General features: G+C 30.5%; 17 protein-coding genes. 6 read left to right on the top strand and 11 right to left on the bottom strand.

Annotated elements, in window-relative coordinates:
* Positions 1-9: 9 nt before the first annotated feature.
* Positions 10-1,089 carry a DNA replication/repair protein RecF gene (gene recF / locus EG240_RS08080; protein ID WP_125018883.1) on the bottom strand — a complete coding sequence of 360 codons (1,080 nt, stop codon included), beginning with the start codon at positions 1,087-1,089 and terminating at the stop codon, positions 10-12.
* Between the two features lie 128 nt (positions 1,090-1,217).
* On the opposite strand from recF, the gene EG240_RS08085 reads away from it, so the two are divergent.
* The 6 genes from EG240_RS08085 (at position 1,218) to EG240_RS08110 (ending at position 7,241) form a co-directional block, all read left to right on the top strand.
* Positions 1,218-1,994 (top strand): tetratricopeptide repeat protein, encoded by a 777-nt coding sequence (locus EG240_RS08085; RefSeq protein ID WP_125018884.1) that lies wholly within the window; start codon positions 1,218-1,220, stop codon positions 1,992-1,994.
* A gap of 4 nt (positions 1,995-1,998) precedes the next feature.
* On the top strand, positions 1,999-2,481 hold the full coding sequence (gene ribH / locus EG240_RS08090; RefSeq protein WP_125018885.1) for a 6,7-dimethyl-8-ribityllumazine synthase: 483 nt from the start codon (positions 1,999-2,001) through the stop codon (positions 2,479-2,481).
* Positions 2,482-2,612: 131 nt separating this feature from the next.
* Complete coding sequence (gene mutL / locus EG240_RS08095) at positions 2,613-4,586, top strand: DNA mismatch repair endonuclease MutL (protein ID WP_125018886.1); 1,974 nt, start codon at positions 2,613-2,615, stop codon at positions 4,584-4,586.
* Positions 4,586-5,338, top strand: a complete 753-nt coding sequence (locus EG240_RS08100; protein ID WP_162497962.1) for a rhomboid family intramembrane serine protease — start codon at positions 4,586-4,588, stop codon at positions 5,336-5,338. Before mutL ends, EG240_RS08100 begins: the two co-directional genes overlap by 1 nt.
* Before the next feature lie 2 nt (positions 5,339-5,340).
* Positions 5,341-6,195, top strand: a complete 855-nt coding sequence (locus tag EG240_RS08105; RefSeq protein WP_235830353.1) for a rhomboid family protein — start codon at positions 5,341-5,343, stop codon at positions 6,193-6,195.
* A gap of 5 nt (positions 6,196-6,200) precedes the next feature.
* Positions 6,201-7,241, top strand: coding sequence for an endonuclease/exonuclease/phosphatase family protein (locus tag EG240_RS08110; protein ID WP_125018889.1), 1,041 nt, complete (start codon positions 6,201-6,203; stop codon positions 7,239-7,241).
* A gap of 7 nt (positions 7,242-7,248) precedes the next feature.
* Here EG240_RS08110 and EG240_RS08115 read toward each other — a convergent pair whose 3' ends face one another.
* From EG240_RS08115 to EG240_RS08160, 10 genes are all read right to left on the bottom strand, one after another.
* Positions 7,249-8,112 carry a tetratricopeptide repeat protein gene (locus EG240_RS08115; protein ID WP_125018890.1) on the bottom strand — a complete coding sequence of 288 codons (864 nt, stop codon included), beginning with the start codon at positions 8,110-8,112 and terminating at the stop codon, positions 7,249-7,251.
* Positions 8,103-9,191: a hypothetical protein gene (locus tag EG240_RS08120; protein WP_125018891.1), complete on the bottom strand. Its 1,089-nt coding sequence runs from the start codon at positions 9,189-9,191 to the stop codon at positions 8,103-8,105. The genes EG240_RS08115 and EG240_RS08120 overlap by 10 nt, the downstream gene beginning before the upstream one ends.
* 28 nt (positions 9,192-9,219) lie before the next feature.
* Positions 9,220-9,837 (bottom strand): WbqC family protein, encoded by a 618-nt coding sequence (locus tag EG240_RS08125; protein ID WP_125018892.1) that lies wholly within the window; start codon positions 9,835-9,837, stop codon positions 9,220-9,222.
* Positions 9,838-9,846: 9 nt separating this feature from the next.
* Entirely contained in the window at positions 9,847-11,406 is a 1,560-nt protein-coding gene (lepB, locus tag EG240_RS08130) for a signal peptidase I (protein WP_125018893.1), read from the bottom strand.
* Between the two features lie 43 nt (positions 11,407-11,449).
* On the bottom strand, positions 11,450-12,151 hold the full coding sequence (dapB, locus tag EG240_RS08135) for a 4-hydroxy-tetrahydrodipicolinate reductase (RefSeq protein ID WP_125018894.1): 702 nt from the start codon (positions 12,149-12,151) through the stop codon (positions 11,450-11,452).
* A 4-nt stretch (positions 12,152-12,155) separates the two neighbouring features.
* Positions 12,156-12,719, bottom strand: a complete 564-nt coding sequence (locus EG240_RS08140) for a DUF5683 domain-containing protein (RefSeq protein ID WP_235830354.1) — start codon at positions 12,717-12,719, stop codon at positions 12,156-12,158.
* Positions 12,719-13,624: a ParB/RepB/Spo0J family partition protein gene (locus tag EG240_RS08145; RefSeq protein WP_125018895.1), complete on the bottom strand. Its 906-nt coding sequence runs from the start codon at positions 13,622-13,624 to the stop codon at positions 12,719-12,721. The genes EG240_RS08140 and EG240_RS08145 overlap by 1 nt, the downstream gene beginning before the upstream one ends.
* Before the next feature lie 2 nt (positions 13,625-13,626).
* The gene (locus EG240_RS08150) at positions 13,627-14,394 is read right to left on the bottom strand and encodes a ParA family protein (protein WP_125018896.1); all 768 of its coding nucleotides are present in this window, start codon (positions 14,392-14,394) and stop codon (positions 13,627-13,629) included.
* 150 nt (positions 14,395-14,544) lie between these two features.
* Positions 14,545-15,426 (bottom strand): SDR family oxidoreductase, encoded by an 882-nt coding sequence (locus EG240_RS08155; protein WP_162497960.1) that lies wholly within the window; start codon positions 15,424-15,426, stop codon positions 14,545-14,547.
* Positions 15,427-15,496: 70 nt separating this feature from the next.
* On the bottom strand, positions 15,497-16,246 hold the full coding sequence (locus tag EG240_RS08160) for a hypothetical protein (protein WP_125018897.1): 750 nt from the start codon (positions 16,244-16,246) through the stop codon (positions 15,497-15,499).
* Between the last annotated feature and the right edge of the window lie 13 nt (positions 16,247-16,259).

The raw sequence follows: 16,259 nt of genomic DNA on the forward strand, positions 1-16,259 counted from the left end.
ATTTTAATTTTAAAGTTGAAAGATTTCGTAATCTAAATGCGTCGATTTGACAATCAGTTCCGTACGGTCTTCGTGCGTATCGGTAATAAACAGTTGACCAAAAGTTTCATCGTTTACCATTTCTACAATTTGTTGAACTCTAAAAGCATCTAATTTATCAAAAATATCATCAAAAAGCAAGATAGGTAAAACACCACTTTGTTTCTTTATAAAATCGAATTGTGCTAGCTTTAAGGCAATTAAAAAAGATTTTTGTTGTCCTTGAGAACCGTATTTTTTAATCGAATGATTTTCAATTTCCAACAATAAATCGTCTTTATGTGTGCCAACAGTTGTGTATTGAACAGCGCGGTCTTTTGCTAATGATTCTTCAAACAAATCCAATAAAGGTGCTTCATCAAGTTGGCTGAAATATTTCAATTGAACTTGTTCTTGAGAATTCGTAATTTGCTGATGATATTTCTGAAAAGTTGGAACAAATAATTCCATAAAATCTTTTCTTTTTTGATGAATCGATGTTCCTAAATGATGTAATTGCTCATTATAAATTGAAAGTGTTTCTTTATCAAAAGTATAATTCACAGCAAAATATTTCAAAAGTGCATTTCGTTGCATAATGATTTTTTGATATTGAATCAACTCTTGAAGATAAACAGCATCTAATTGAGAAATTACGGTATCAATGAATTTACGACGAGTTTCACTTCCTTCCGAAATCAAATCTTGGTCTGAAGGTGAAATAATCACAAGCGGAATCAAACCGATATGTTCAGAAAAACGTTCATAAGCTTTTCCGTTTCGTTTTATGATTTTTTTTTGCCCTTTTTTTAGACTACAAACCACATGTTCGTTTTTGTCGTTTTTTTCAAAAATTCCATCAACAACAAAAAAATCTTCATTATGTTTAATGTTCTGTAAAGCAATCGGATTAAAGTAACTTTTTCCATTTGCTAAGTAAAAAATAGCATCTAAAATATTGGTTTTTCCAATACCGTTTTTGCCAACAAAACAGTTGATTTTATGCTTGAATTCAAAGCTTTTATCGCTAACATTTTTATAGTTTAATATCGAAAGATTTTTTAAATGCACGTTTTTATTTTTTTGTAAAAATTTAAATATAAATGAAGGTATTGCAAATTTCTGAAAAATATCGTTAAGAAAGACTTTTATATATGAATAAAAATCCTATTTTTGTGGCTTTAAATTTCTAAAATATTATGGCAACATATAATAAAAGAGGATACAAAGCTCCAAAACCTGAAGAAGAAGCAGATGAAACTGTTACAGCTCAATATATTAATGATAAAGATAGTGAAACAGCTGAAGTTTTTGATACGTTAGATACAACAGCATCGAAAATGGGAACTTGGTTTACAAGAAATCAAAAGTTTATTTTTGGAGGTATTTTTGTTTTAGCAGTTGCAACTGTTGGATATTTAGGATACAACCATTTTATTATGGAGCCAAATGAAGAAGAAGCTGCAAATGAAATGTTCCAAGCACAACAATATTTTGACCAAGCAGTAAATGGTCAAGATACGGATTCTCTTTACAATTTAGCTTTAAATGGAGCTGAAGGAAAAATGGGATTCTTAAAAATAGCTGAAAACTATTCAGGAACTAAAGCTGCATCAATTTCTAGCTATTATGCAGGTATGGCTTATTTAAATACTGGTAAATTCAAAGAAGCGATTGGTCAGTTAGAGAAATTTCAATCTGACGATTTAATCCTAAAAGCAACTTCTTTAGGTGCGATTGGTGATGCGTTTTCTGAATTAAATCAACCAAACGAAGCTTTAGAATATTATTTAAAAGCAGCTAATCATAATAAAAATGAGTTTACTACACCACGTTTTTCTTATAAAGCTGGTTTAGTTGCATTGCAATTAGGTAAAAAAGAAGAAGCTTTCAAATTATTTACTTTAGTTAAAGAAGAATATAAATCATCTCCTGAAGCAGCAAACGTTGATTATTACTTAGGAATGTCTCTATAATATTATGGCAACAGCTAATAAAAATCTTTCGAATTACGATAAAACGCAGTTGATTGACGCTAAACCATTTCGTTTTGGAATTGTGGTTTCTGAATGGAACGATAAAATTACAAACGGATTGTATCAAGGTGCAGTTGATGCTTTAATCGATTGTGGTGCTTTACCAGTGAACATTGTTCGTTGGGATGTTCCAGGAAGTTTTGAATTGATTTTTGGTTCGAAACGTATGATTGAAACACAACATGTCGATGTAGTTATTGCAATCGGTTGTGTTATCAAAGGTGAAACAATGCATTTCGAGTTTGTTTGTGATGGTGTTACGCAAGGAATCAAAGATTTGAATGTGAAATATCATATTCCAACAATCTTTTGTTTGTTAACTGATAATAACGAGCAACAATCAATCGATAGAAGTGGTGGAATTCACGGAAACAAAGGAACTGAAGCTGCAGTTGCTGCATTAAAAATGATTGCTTTAAATCAATAAGATTTATAAAATATTTCAAAGCCTGTTTTTTTACAAAACAGGCTTTTTTTATGACATTTTTACAACTTAATATTTAGTAAAAACAGACCTATTTGTTTATTTTTGTTAATTAATTTAAAACCAAATTACACATGTCAAGTATCATCCGTTTACTTCCAGATCACGTAGCAAATCAAATTGCTGCTGGTGAAGTAGTACAACGACCGGCTTCGGTTGTAAAAGAATTACTTGAAAATGCGGTCGATGCAGGTGCAACGGTTATTAAACTTGTGATTAAAGACGCAGGAAAAACCTTGATTCAGGTTATCGATAACGGAAAAGGAATGAATGAAACCGATGCGCGTTTGTGTTTTGAACGTCATGCGACTTCTAAAATTTCGATTGCTGAAGATTTGTTTAAACTACAAACCAAAGGTTTCCGTGGCGAAGCTTTGGCGTCAATTGCTGCGATTGCACACGTTGAATTAAAAACCAAACAAGCCGATGCTGAATTGGGAACGCATGTTATTATCGAAGGTAGCAAAATTGTTTCTCAAGAAGTTGCGGTTGTTCCTGATGGAACTTCGTTCATCGTTAAAAATTTATTCTATAATATTCCAGCTCGTAGAAATTTCTTGAAATCTGACACGGTTGAATTCCGTCATGTTATTGATGAATTTGAACGCGTAGCTTTGGCTCATAACAATATTCAATTTGTGTTGATTAATAATGGAAGTGAGATGTTTAATCTTCCAGCATCAAATTACCGTCAGCGAATTGTAAATGTTTTTGGTGGAAAAACCAATGAAAAATTAGTTCCGGTTCAAGAAACTACGGAAATTATCGAAATACAAGGATTTGTCGCAAAACCTGAATATGCTAAAAAGAGTAGAGGAGAGCAGTTTTTCTTTGTTAACGACCGATTCATTAAAAGTGGTTATTTGCATCATGCGGTAACTGCTGCTTTTGAAGGTTTGCTGAAAGAAGGAACGCATCCGAGTTATTTTTTATATTTAACGTTACCTCCAAATAGTATTGATATTAATATTCATCCAACGAAAACAGAAATCAAGTTTGATGATGAACATGCGTTGTATGCTATTTTACGAGCAACTGTAAAGCATAGTTTAGGTCAATTTCAAGTTTCACCTGTTTTGGATTTTCAGCGTGATGAAACTTTAGATACGCCTTATGCATTAGAAAATACTAAATCTGTTGAACCAACGGTTCAGGTAGATGCTGGTTTTAATCCGTTTTTGGATACTGATGTGAAATTGGGTTCGTATGAATATCAGAAAAGTAATCGTTCGTATGAAGATGTATTTTCGAGTAAATCATCAAGTGGATTTAAGAGTTCTAGTTCAGGAAGTTTATCTTCTAAAATGAATGCTTCGAGTTTCCCTTCGTATTCAAAAAATACAGATTCCAATTCTGGTTGGGAAACGCTTTATGACGGAATTAAACCCGCAACAGAAGATATTTTAACAGCTCAAGGACATACTTTTGAATCGGAAGTTAAGAATGAAACTTTATTTGAATTAGACGATACTGAAAGAAATTTTAAAAATCAATCGTATCAAATTCAGAAAAAATATATTGTAAGTCCAATTAAATCCGGAATGATAATCATTGACCAACGTCGTGCGCATCAGCGTATTTTGTACGAACGTTATCTAGAAAGTTTATCCTTACAAAATAATTCAAGTCAGCAATTGCTTTTTCCGTTAACTTTATATTATGCAACTTTCGAAATGGAATTGCTAAAAAGTTTACAGACAGATTTAGTTCAAATGGGATTTTTGTTTGAAACTTTAGATAACGAAAAAGTAATTATTTCTGGAATTCCAGTTACGATTTCTGAAAGTGAAGTTTCTATTGTTTTAGAAGATTTATTAAACGAATTACAGAGTGAATTTCCTGATGAAAAAGATGTTCTAAAAGATAAAATTGCTAAATCGCTTTCACAAAGTTTAGCTGTAAAAACTGGAACATATCTTACAGATAAAGAACAAGAAAATATTGTAGATTCGTTATTCGCTTGTAAAGAACCAAACGTTTCACCATTTTTAAAACCAACATTCATTACAATGCGTGTTGAAGATATTGATAAAAAATTTATGTTATGATGCCAATTACCAATGTTGTTAAGCAACTTTTAATTATAAATGTGATTTTATTTGGTGCAACTCATTTTGTACCTGTGTTAACCGAATATTTCGCATTGTTTTATTTCGAAAACCCATTGTTTCGAGTGTGGCAAATTTTGACACATATGTTTATGCATGCAAATTTACCACATATTTTCTTCAATATGTTTGCTTTATATTCTTTTGGTTCAACTATTGAACATTTTTGGGGTGGAAAGAAATTTTTATTTTTCTATATTTCATGTGGTTTAGGAGCTGCAGCTTTACATACGGCTGTAAATTATTATCAAGTAAATTCGGCAATTGATATTTTGGTTTCTAATGGTTTTACAGAAAATTCCATTTTTGAAGTTTTGAACTATGGTCGAAATAATTATAATCCAAATTGGATGCAATTTTTATCACATAGTCAATTAGAAGGTTTAATGTCTTCATATTACCCTTATTCGGTTGGAGCTTCTGGGGCAATATATGGTTTGTTAGTTGCGTTTGCATTTATGTTTCCAAATGCAGAATTAGCTTTGATGTTCATTCCAATTCCAATTAAAGCTAAATTCTTTGTTCCTGCCATTTTATTAATCGATTTATATTTAGGTTTTAGTGGCGGTTCTATTTTTGGTACGAGTACGGGTGTTGCACATTTTGCACATTTAGGAGGTGCTTTAATGGGTTTTATTATGGTTTTGATTTGGAAAAAAAACGAGTTTAACAACATGCGTTGGGATAGATAATTATGGAATTATTACAGAATTTAAAACGTGGTTATAAAGCAGGAAACATCGTACAACGTCTATTGTATTGGAATGTTGCGGTTGCTATTATTTTTATAATATTTAAAGCATTTTATCAACCGGTTTATTTGTTTTTAGTTGATAACATTAGTTTAAATTCTAATTTCGAAATATTTATTTATAAACCTTGGACGCTAATTACCTATAGTTTTTTACATGCCGATTTTATTCATTTGCTTTTCAACTTGTTGATGTTGTATTTTGTCGGGATGTTATTCGAAACGTTTTTTAGTAAATTTCAATTACTTGCCGTTTATGTTTTTGGTGGAATTTTCGCTGGAATGACTTATTTAATCGCTAGTAATTTTCTTGATATTAACTCACAAGTAGTTGGTGCTTCTGGTGCGATTATGGCTTTGCTTTTTGCCGTTACTACGTATCGACCAAATATGAACGTCCGTTTGGCTTTGATTGGAAATGTAAAAGTTTGGTACATTGCAGCTTTCTTTGTTTTTTTGGATATTGTTCAAATTCCAATGAGTAATGCAGGCGGTCATATTACGCATTTAGGTGGCGCTTTATTCGGATTTATTTATATTCAATGTTTGAATAAAGGATTTGATATGGGGAAATTTTTTGTTTGGCTTAACGATTTATTTTCTCCAAATAAAAAGAAATACACTAACTTTAAGAATGTTTATACAAACAATAAAAATGGGCAAACTTCATCTCAACCTAAAAAGAATCAAAAAGATGAAGTTCAAATTCAAATTGATGTAATCCTTGATAAAATAAGTAAATCGGGTTACGAAAGTTTATCAAAAGAAGAAAAAGAATTTTTGTTTAAGCAACGCTAAACGGCATGAAAAACCTTTCTTGGTTTAATAAAATAATATATGTGTTCAATGTTATACTCGCTGTATGTACGTTGATAGGATATGTTTTGCCTTTTCTAGCGCCAAAATTATTTCCGTTTTTTGCGGTTTTAACTTTGGTTTTACCTTCTTTGCTTATTCTTAATATTTTCTTTTTAGTGTATTGGCTGTTTCAATTCAAACGTCAAATGTGGCTTTCTTCTGTGATTTTCTTGTTGGGAATTACCTTCTTTACTAAATTTTTTAAATTTTCTGAGCAAACTTTAGCCAAAGAAGAAGAAGATTTTACAGTATTGAGTTATAATGTTCGTTTGTTTAATTTGTTTGATTGGATTCCTAACGAAAATATTCCTGAAAATATTAAACGTTTTGTCGAACAACAAAATCCTGATATTATATGTTTTCAAGAATATTCAAAATCAGCAAATTTTGAATTTGACGATTATAAATTTCGTCATATTGTAATGCACGGTAAAAAAATCAAATCGGGTCAAGCTATTTTTTCAAAATTTAGAATGATTAATGAAGGTGAAATAACTTTGCCAAACTCCGATAATAATGTGGTTTATGCCGATGTGATTAAAGGAAGCGATACCATTCGTGTTTACAGCATACATTTACAATCAATCAATATCAGTCCAGATATTAATGAGAAAATTGATGAAAGTAAATCTAAATTGATTTTTAAACGAATTAGTTCCGCGTTTAAAGAACAGCAAGTGCAATCGGAATTAATTCAATCGCATATGAATGATTTTAAAGGTTCTAAAATTATATGCGGAGATATGAATAATTCTGCTTTTTCTTACGTTTACAACAACATCAAAGGCGATATGCAAGATGCATTTGTAAGAGCTGGAAAAGGTTTTGGAAAAACATATAATTATAAATATTATCCTGCTCGAATTGATTATATTTTGGTTGATGAAATTTTTGAAGTTAAGGAGTTTGAAACCTTTGATAATTTTAAAAATTCGGACCATTTTCCAATTTTAGCACGACTTAAAATCACAAAAGATGAACCTTAATTTAGATTCATCTTTTTTGTTTTAAACGTTCAAGTTCTAAGTCAATTTCCTCAACATAAACTTCATCAAATCGTTCAATGTAAGGTTCGAACATTTTAGTTCCTTTTCCAATCAATTCTTTGGCTTTATTCAAATGATAACTCGCTTTTTCAAAGTTGTTTTTATCCAAATAAATCTTTCCTAATTGATAGTGCATTTCTGTGAAATTATCATAAACAGCCAATTGATTTTCGTAATATTCAATGGCTTTTTCTAAATTATTAAGTTCTGAATAGCTTCGTGCAATATAAAAATAAACTAAGAAATTATCCAAAGGGTCAAAACCTCTTTTTTTATCGAGTTCCAAAAGTTTTTCTAAAGTTTCAATAGCTTCATCATATCTTTTTAATTGAAATAATGCCTGACCTTTTAAGAGCAAACAAATTTCTCCATGACAAGCAATTAAAGGTTGTGATTTTTTCATTTCAAGAATCAAATCAACATCTTTTATGGCCGCTTCATAATCTCTATAAAAATACAACATAGACCAAGCTTTGTATTCCAATGCAGCTGTTTTACCTTGCTTTAAATCCATTTCAACCGCTTTGTTCAATAATTTCATAGCTTTGATATGTTCTCCCGCTTTTTTGTAAGAATAGGAATAAGTTTGAACAATATCTTTGCGTTCTGGATTTGCCATCAAAGCCGAATCTTTATATATGCGATGCATTTCAGACGTTTGATAATAGTTATCTAAAGCTGCCAATTTATTGTATTTATCCGCCAATTGCTTTCTCTCTTCTAAAGAAAGATGCTCGAATGGATTATTTTGCGCAAAACAACCTACACTGAATAATCCGATTGCTAATATGTATATTTTTTTTAAGGACATAAATCTATTATTTTACCGTTTTCTATTTTAAACATCAAAAAGTAGTGAATATCATAACCATTATTTTTCTCAGTGTTCGAGTTCCAATCCTCGATTTCTGAAATTTTTGTGATTAAATGTTTAATTAATGCTGTGTCAAATGTTGCAGCATTATAATTCATATCCATTTGTTCTAAACCAAATCTGCCAATCTCATAATTACAATTTATGGTAAAATGAATGTTGATGTATCCGTTTCCTTTGGTTAAAGGTGCATCTTTTCCTAATGTTTTTAGAAGGTATTTATTTCCTTTTTGATGTCTTAAATCGGGGTCATAACTAAAATATTCATAGGGTCTTCTATCATTACAAATTTGATAAGGTTTTGATTTAATTAGGCTTGGTTCTACTTTTTTATAATCCTCATAAATTGTTTTCGTTTCAGCATAATGAACCAATGTAAATTCATTGTTTTTAAGTTTTACAATTTCATAAATTCTGTTTGAAAAATTGTCGCTTTTTAATATTTGAAGAAACAAACTTTTTTTGATTTTTTTGATTTCGTATTTATGAGTTTCAAATTCTGAATACATTAAGCTTTCGTCAAAATAATAATCAAATGTAACAGTGATTTCGTTGTTATTAAATTTTAATTGTTTCAAAATTTTTAAATCACTATTTGGACTTGATGGTGTTTTTTCTATTTTGCTTTGAAATGTTTTATGATTTACTTTTTTTATAAATTCTAAAGAATCTATATTTCTTTCTTCCTTAACATTGAAAAAGAATGCTTGAAAAGCTAATTTATTGTCTTTATAATGTTCAAACTTGGCATTAGATTTTGACTTTTGAATGATTAATTTATTATTATCAAAAGTGACCGTATCTGTTTTACTTTTAGGAGTTTTAAATCCTAATGACGCGTTATTATCTTTATTGATTAAATAGACAGAATCATTCTTAAAGCCTAAAAAAACTTCACTAGGAACATTAAAATCTTCAGAGGTGTATCCAGAAACATAGAGTTCTGAATTGCTTTTTTTTGTTGTTTTGCAACTTATTAAGGCAAATAAACTAAATAGTAAAAGTATTTTTTTCATAACTGTAAAAACGCAACAAGCGATTAACTTAAAAGTTAATGGCTTGTTTTTTTAGATAATCGATTCCGTATCTTCCTTCGTTAAAAAGTAAATCCAGAATGCTTAAGTTATTAATAAAACCGTATTTTTCTTCGAATACTTGCGTATAAGGTTCAAATTGATTTGTGTCTTTTTTTCCGTCAATTAAAGGTCTTAAATCAACCAAATTGGTTACTTGCTTATGATATTCATCCGTTGTTTCAAACGGAAGTTTTATACCTAAACTATCTGTAACTAACTGATGGGTTTCTAAATTCAAATCCATCAAAAAATCGTGTTTCTTTTCAAATAAACTTCTAAAATCATCTTCAAAATATTCAAAGAAAGGAGAAGTTCTGTAAGCAGATTCTAACGATTTTAGATGTTGCTTTCTCCAATTAAAGTCGTATTCGATTTTTACATCTTTATATTTTTGATTTGGAGTTATTCCTTTTTTAATCGGTATATTCAACAATTGTGTTCCGTTTGCACCATAGATGTACATTCGGTTTCTATTGGTCTGTTTTTGAAAGTTATCTTCCATTTCAAAAGTAATCTTGTCAGCCTGAATCATCGCAACAAAATGACTAATCGAAGGGAAATAACTTGGATGTATTAAAATATCCATTTTGTATTTTTAGTATTTGAAACTATCTTTTTTCTTTTTTCTGTATTTGATGAAAGAATAGATACCCCAAATTACCATCAAAATTGCAAAATAAATAAAGAATGAATGAGGCGCTCCTGTACCGTGAACAGTAGTAAATAAACGATCCCAACGTACTTTGTCAAAGAATTTACCCCAAGGAATATTTTGATCTAAACTCATCCAAACAAAAACAGGTTTTCCTACGATATGATCTTGAGGTACAAATCCCCAATAACGGCTGTCTTGTGAATTATGACGATTGTCTCCCATCATAAAATAATAATCTTGCTTAAAAGTGTAATCTTTTGCTTCGTTTCCGTTTATTAAAATCTTTCCGTTTTCAATTTTTAAATCGTTGTTTTCGTAATCTTTGATAATCATATAATACATTGGAAGATTATCAGTAGTTAACTGAACTGTTTCTCCTTTTGCAGGAATATGAATAGGTCCATAATTATCTGCATTCCAAGGTTGATTATGAGGGAATGTTGTGTAATCTGGTTGAGTTTGTGTGTTTCTAACTACGTCTACAACGCTAGAAAGTGTTTTAATACGTTCAGCATTTTCAGGTGTGATTCCTGGAATTAAATAGGCGTGGCTGTTTATTGGATAAATACCGTCTGTAACATTTAATTCTTTGTATATAAAATTCGCATCTAATGGAGTTCCGTCTGTTACAACATTATAACTATATTGAATTTTTGCTCGATCACCTAAATCTAAAACTTTTCCATCTATATAAATGATTCCTTCTTTAATTTCAAAGTCATCACCAGGTAAACCTACTGTTCTTTTTACATAGTTTGATTTTTTATCGATTGGTTTATCAAAGCGCTCTGTTCCTCTATATCCAAAATAAGGTATTGTATCTGTTGGCCAGTTAAAGACCATAATGTCGTTATGTTCAGGTTTTTCAAAACCAGGTAAACGGAAGTTTGGAATTTGTACAGAGCTTAGGTATGATTTTTTATTTACGAATGGAATTGTATCATGAACCATCGGAAAAGCAACTGGAGTTTTAGGCGTTCTTGCGCCATAATTTACTTTGCTTACGAATAAGAAATCACCAACTAAAAGTGTTTTTTCTAACGAAGAAGTTGGAATAGTAAACGGTTGAATAACATAAGTATGTATAATTGTTGCTACAACAACTGCAAATAAGATGGAACTTACGGTTTCACCAGTTTCTGTTGTAGGTTTTAAACTTCTGTCTTTGATATATTTTACGTCTTGAACATAGTTTACAACATAAATATAAAATCCAAAAGTAACAACACCTAAAATGGTATCTAAAGTTGAATTTTTACCAAAACTTCTTAATGTTTCAACCCAAATTACTGGGAACATAATTAGGTTTACAACCGGAATAAATAACAAAATAACCCACCAAGTTGGTCGGTTTATGATTTTCATTAAAACGATTGCGTTGTAAATTGGAATAGCTGCTTCTAGAGGTTTTCTGCCTGCTTTTATATAAAGTTTCCAAGTTCCTAAAAAGTGAATTACTTGTACAATTAGAAAAATAATCAACAATTCTGTTAATGCCATACTATTTATTTTTTGATAAACGAAAATAAAAGATTATTTTGATTTAACCTAAATTCAAAACATCTTTCATTGAATAAATTCCTTTTTTGTTTGCAATCCATTCTGCAGCGATTACAGCTCCTAAAGCAAAACCTTGTCTTGAAAAAGCTTCGTGTTTAATTTCGATTTCGTCAACTTCTGAACGGTAAAAAACATGATGTGTTCCAGGAACATTTTCAATACGTTTTGCTTCGATTAAAATATCCGTTTCATTCGGATTTTCTAAAGTCCAATTATTGTATCTAGAGTTTTTTATGATTCCGTTTGCTAAAGAAATTGCGGTTCCAGAAGGTGCGTCAAGTTTTTGAGTATGATGAATTTCTTCCATTGAAACATTGTAATTATTTAGTTTCGACATTAGTTTAGCTAAATGATTATTAAGTTCAAAGAAAATATTTACACCAACGCTAAAGTTTGATGCGTAAAGAAAAGCTCCGTCTTTTAATTCACACATAGAAACCATTTCATTATAATGTTCCAACCAACCTGTTGTTCCAGAAACAACCGGAATTTTAAAATTAAAACAAGTCGATATATTTTCTACAGCAGTTGAAGGAAGGCTGAAATCTATGGCTACATCTGCGTTCTCTAGACCTTCAAACGTAGTTTCACTAGATTTTTTTAGAATTATTTCATGACCACGAGTTAGGGCAATTTTTTCGATTTCTTTGCCCATTTTTCCATAGCCTAATAATGCTATTTTCATGTTTTTAAAATTTAAAAGTTAATTGAGCTCCGAATTGATAGGTTCCGTTAAATTCGTTATATTGAAAAGAAGGTCTAAAACTCAAGTCGTCATCTACATTAAATTGTTGTAAATGCGCATCAACATTGGCATCGACAATATTTAAAGCATAAATTGCGATGGTAATAACAAGTGATAAATCTCTGTTTTTTTGATAATAACGTTGACCAGTAATTAAACGATCATTATCTAAACGACCAAATTTAGGGTCACTCACATCATGAATGCCTTGAAGTCTTCTTTTGTATTCGTTTCTATATTCTAGATATTTCTTTTGATTATCTATATAAAAATACATTCCTGTTCCAATACCAGCATAAACGATTGGCACTTTCCAGTAACTTTTATTATAAATTTGTCCTAATCCTGGAACAACAGCCGAATAAAAAGCTGCTTTAGCAGGAGAAAGTGGATCGATTGCCTGTTTTGTTAAGGTATTTGTTTTTAGTTTTAAACTATCCGCTTCTTGAGCAGAACAAATGCCATAACTAAATAAGCTGATAATTAAAAAACCAATTACTTTTTGCACTATTTTTCTAATAATTTAAGAATACGTTCTAAATCTTCGGCAGAGTGGAAGGGAACGTTAATTTTACCTTTTCCGTTTGCTGCAATTTTTACATCAACTTTAGCACCAAAAAAGTCAGTGAAAACTTTCTTCTGATTTTCTGAAATCGTGTAAGAAAATTTCTTTTTAGGAGCTTCTTTATCGTTAGTTGCAGTTACACCTTCTTGATATGCTTTTACTAAAGCTTCTGTTTCACGAACAGATAGATTCTCTAAAATAATTTTATGATAAATATCGGTTTGAATGTCGTGATCTTCAATATTTATTATTGCTCTACCATGTCCCATTGAAATGAAACCATCTCTGATTCCAGTTTGGATAATAGGATCTAAACGTAATAAACGCAAATAATTTGTGATTGTTGAACGTTTCTTACCAACACGTTCACTCATTTGTTCTTGTGTTAATTGAATTTCGTCAATTAAACGTTGATACGATAACGCAACCTCAATCGGATCTAAATCATGACGTTGAATATTCTCAACTAACGCCATTACTAAAGATTCGTTATCATTTGCGATACGAATATAAGCTGGAATTGTGGTTAATCCTGCTAGTTTAGATGCACGTAAACGACGCTCTCCAGAAATTAATTGATATTTATTAAAGTCTGTTTTTCTTACTGTGATGGGTTGAATAACACCTAATTCTCTAATAGAAGTTGCTAATTCTTTTAGCGTTTCTTCATTAAAATTTGTTCTAGGTTGAAATGGATTTATTTCAATAGAATCAAGTTCTAATTCGATGATATTACCAACAACCTTATCAGCATTTGTATCACCTACAGATTTTATATCGTTTTCGGGATCTTTCAATAAAGCAGAAAGACCTCTTCCTAAAGCTTGTTTTTTTAGTGCTTTGGCCATATTTATTTGGCGTTTTTATTAATAATTTCCTGTGCTAAATTTAAATAATTTGTAGCACCTTTACTTGTAGCATCGTAATTGATAATGCTCTCTCCAAAAGATGGAGCTTCACTTAATTTAACATTACGTTGAATAATAGTATCGAAAACCATATCATTGAAATGTTTTTGAACCTCTTCAACTACTTGATTTGATAAGCGTAAACGCGAATCGTACATTGTTAAAAGTAATCCTTCGATGTCTAATTCAGGATTGTGAATTTTTTGAACACTTTTAATCGTATTTAAAAGTTTTCCTAATCCTTCTAGAGCAAAATATTCGCACTGAATTGGAATTACAACAGAATCTGCAGCTGTTAAAGCATTTAATGTTAATAATCCAAGAGATGGCGCGCAATCGATAATGATATAATCGTATTGCTCTTTTATTTCAGCTAATGCTTGTTTAAGCATGTATTCTCTGTTTTCTTTGTCAACTAATTCAATTTCAATCGCAACTAAATCGATATGAGCAGGAATTAAATGAACATTCGGAGCTGTACATTCTAAAGCAGCTTCTTCAGGTGTAACCGAATGTTCTAAAATTTGATAGGTTCCATATTCAACAGCTTCAACATCGATTCCTAAACCAGATGTAGCATTAGCCTGAGGATCAGCATCGATTAACAATACCTTTTTTTCTAACGCACCTAACGATGCAGCTAAGTTAACAGAAGTGGTTGTTTTACCAACTCCACCTTTTTGATTGGCAACAGCTATGATTTTACCCATTTGTATCTATAAAATTTAGAAATGTAAAAATACGATATTTTATGAGTTTAGAAAATCTAAATTATTAACAATTTGCTAAATGTTGAAATTTGAGCTAATTAGATATTTTATCTTTTATAATGTGTTGGATTTCAATTTTTAGATTTTATTTTATTTATTCTTTTTTTGTTTGATCATTTCTTCTAACATGTCCCACATCTCTGCTGGTATTTTTTCTAACATATTAAATTCTCCTGCGCCTTGAAGCCATTCACCACCATCAATTGTTACGACTTCTCCATTTATATAAGCAGAAAAATCTGAAACTAAATAGGCAGCTAAATTTGCTAATTCTTGATGATCTCCAACTCTTCGTAATGGAACTTTTTTCGTAATATCGAATTTATCTTTTAAATCTCCAGGAAGTAAACGATCCCAAGCGCCAGCTGTCGGAAATGGTCCTGGAGCTATCGCGTTCATTCGGATTCCATATTTTGCCCATTCAACGGCCAAGCTTCTTGTCATAGCTAAAACTCCTGCTTTTGCAGTTGCAGAAGGAACCACGTATCCAGATCCGGTCCAAGCATAAGTGGTAACGATATTTAAAACATTTTTGTTTGTTTGTTTATTTTCAATCCAATGTTTTCCTAATGCTAACGTACAATTTTTACTTCCTTTTAAAACAATATCTATGATTGTGTCAAAAGCATTTGCAGATAATCTTTCAGTCGGAGAAATAAAATTTCCAGCTGCATTGTTAACTAAAACATCTACTTTTCCAAAAGCATCGATTACACTTTGAAGCATGTTTTCAACTTGATCGTAATGGCGTACATCACAAGCAATTGCTAAACAAGTTCCTTTTGTTTTTTCTTCTAATTCTTTTGCAGTTTTAGTAAGTTTTTCGATATCTCTCGAAGTTATGGCAACTTTAGCTCCAAGTTCAAGAAAATAGGTAGTCATTGATTTACCTAAACCGCTTCCACCTCCGGTAACAATTATAACTTTGTCTGATAACGCATCATCACGTAACATTTTTGCTGAAAAATCCATGTTTTTATTTTTTGATTGTTACGTAAATATATTAAATATTTAATAAATAAATTTCTAAAATCTACTATTCTTAATCAATGTATTGTTCGATTTCATTTAATTGTTTTGATAAAAAAGGATCGGCATTTAGCTTAGCAAGTTCAAAATAATATTTGGCTTTTTCATTATTTTTTATTGATGCGTAATAAATACTTAGTTGAAAATAAGCTTTTCCAGGATTAATTTTGGCATAAAGAATACAGATGTTTTCTATTTCGACATTCTGTTTGAATTCCAATTCAGTGTTGTTTACAAATCCGTCTCTAAATTGATTCATTCTTATTCCGTCAATGTAAGATTCGCACGCAATTCCTAAACCTCTTTCGCAAAGAGATTGCATTTTAATGAAGTATTTTTCGTTTTCTGTAAATAAGGACAGGTTGGCTTCTAATGTTTTTAAATCGTATTCGTATGAAATATATTCATATAATAGTTCTGGATTTACTTTTGAAGTATCAAATACAATTGAGTTTGTAGAGGTATTCATTTTGTAATAGTCTAATTTATTATCAAATGAATCAATTCTGATTATTTTATTTGGTTCAATGTTAAAAAAATAAAACCCAGTGTTGCTTACGATATAGATTTTGTTTTTTTCTTTTATGAAAACGCCTGCTATACTATCGTTAATCATCACATGACCTCTGTTGTTGAAATGAAATTTTTTATAACTTGTTTCTTGAGTTGTGGTTTCAAAAATACCGTCAAATCTTGTTGTTGGGTTTTGAGAAAACGATATTGAATGAATTAAAACTGCTATAAGTGAGATGATTTTGTGCATTTTTAATTTAAAT

The organism is Paenimyroides tangerinum, from assembly GCF_003865405.1.
GTDB lineage: Bacteria > Bacteroidota > Bacteroidia > Flavobacteriales > Flavobacteriaceae > Flavobacterium > Flavobacterium tangerinum.

Bases quoted from the DNA above. Each gene is read 5' to 3' on its own strand.
- EG240_RS08085 (WP_125018884.1), top strand. From the start codon at position 1,218: ATGGCAACATATAATAAAAGAGGATACAAAGCTCCAAAACCTGAAGAA.
- ribH (WP_125018885.1), top strand. From the start codon at position 1,999: ATGGCAACAGCTAATAAAAATCTTTCGAATTACGATAAAACGCAGTTG.
- mutL (WP_125018886.1), top strand. From the start codon at position 2,613: ATGTCAAGTATCATCCGTTTACTTCCAGATCACGTAGCAAATCAAATT.
- EG240_RS08100 (WP_162497962.1), top strand. From the start codon at position 4,586: ATGCCAATTACCAATGTTGTTAAGCAACTTTTAATTATAAATGTGATT.
- EG240_RS08105 (WP_235830353.1), top strand. From the start codon at position 5,341: ATGGAATTATTACAGAATTTAAAACGTGGTTATAAAGCAGGAAACATC.
- EG240_RS08110 (WP_125018889.1), top strand. From the start codon at position 6,201: ATGAAAAACCTTTCTTGGTTTAATAAAATAATATATGTGTTCAATGTT.
- EG240_RS08115 (WP_125018890.1), bottom strand. From the start codon at position 8,112: ATGTCCTTAAAAAAAATATACATATTAGCAATCGGATTATTCAGTGTA.
- EG240_RS08120 (WP_125018891.1), bottom strand. From the start codon at position 9,191: ATGAAAAAAATACTTTTACTATTTAGTTTATTTGCCTTAATAAGTTGC.
- EG240_RS08125 (WP_125018892.1), bottom strand. From the start codon at position 9,837: ATGGATATTTTAATACATCCAAGTTATTTCCCTTCGATTAGTCATTTT.
- lepB (WP_125018893.1), bottom strand. From the start codon at position 11,406: ATGGCATTAACAGAATTGTTGATTATTTTTCTAATTGTACAAGTAATT.
- dapB (WP_125018894.1), bottom strand. From the start codon at position 12,151: ATGAAAATAGCATTATTAGGCTATGGAAAAATGGGCAAAGAAATCGAA.
- EG240_RS08145 (WP_125018895.1), bottom strand. From the start codon at position 13,624: ATGGCCAAAGCACTAAAAAAACAAGCTTTAGGAAGAGGTCTTTCTGCT.
- EG240_RS08150 (WP_125018896.1), bottom strand. From the start codon at position 14,394: ATGGGTAAAATCATAGCTGTTGCCAATCAAAAAGGTGGAGTTGGTAAA.
- EG240_RS08155 (WP_162497960.1), bottom strand. From the start codon at position 15,426: ATGGATTTTTCAGCAAAAATGTTACGTGATGATGCGTTATCAGACAAA.
- EG240_RS08160 (WP_125018897.1), bottom strand. From the start codon at position 16,246: ATGCACAAAATCATCTCACTTATAGCAGTTTTAATTCATTCAATATCG.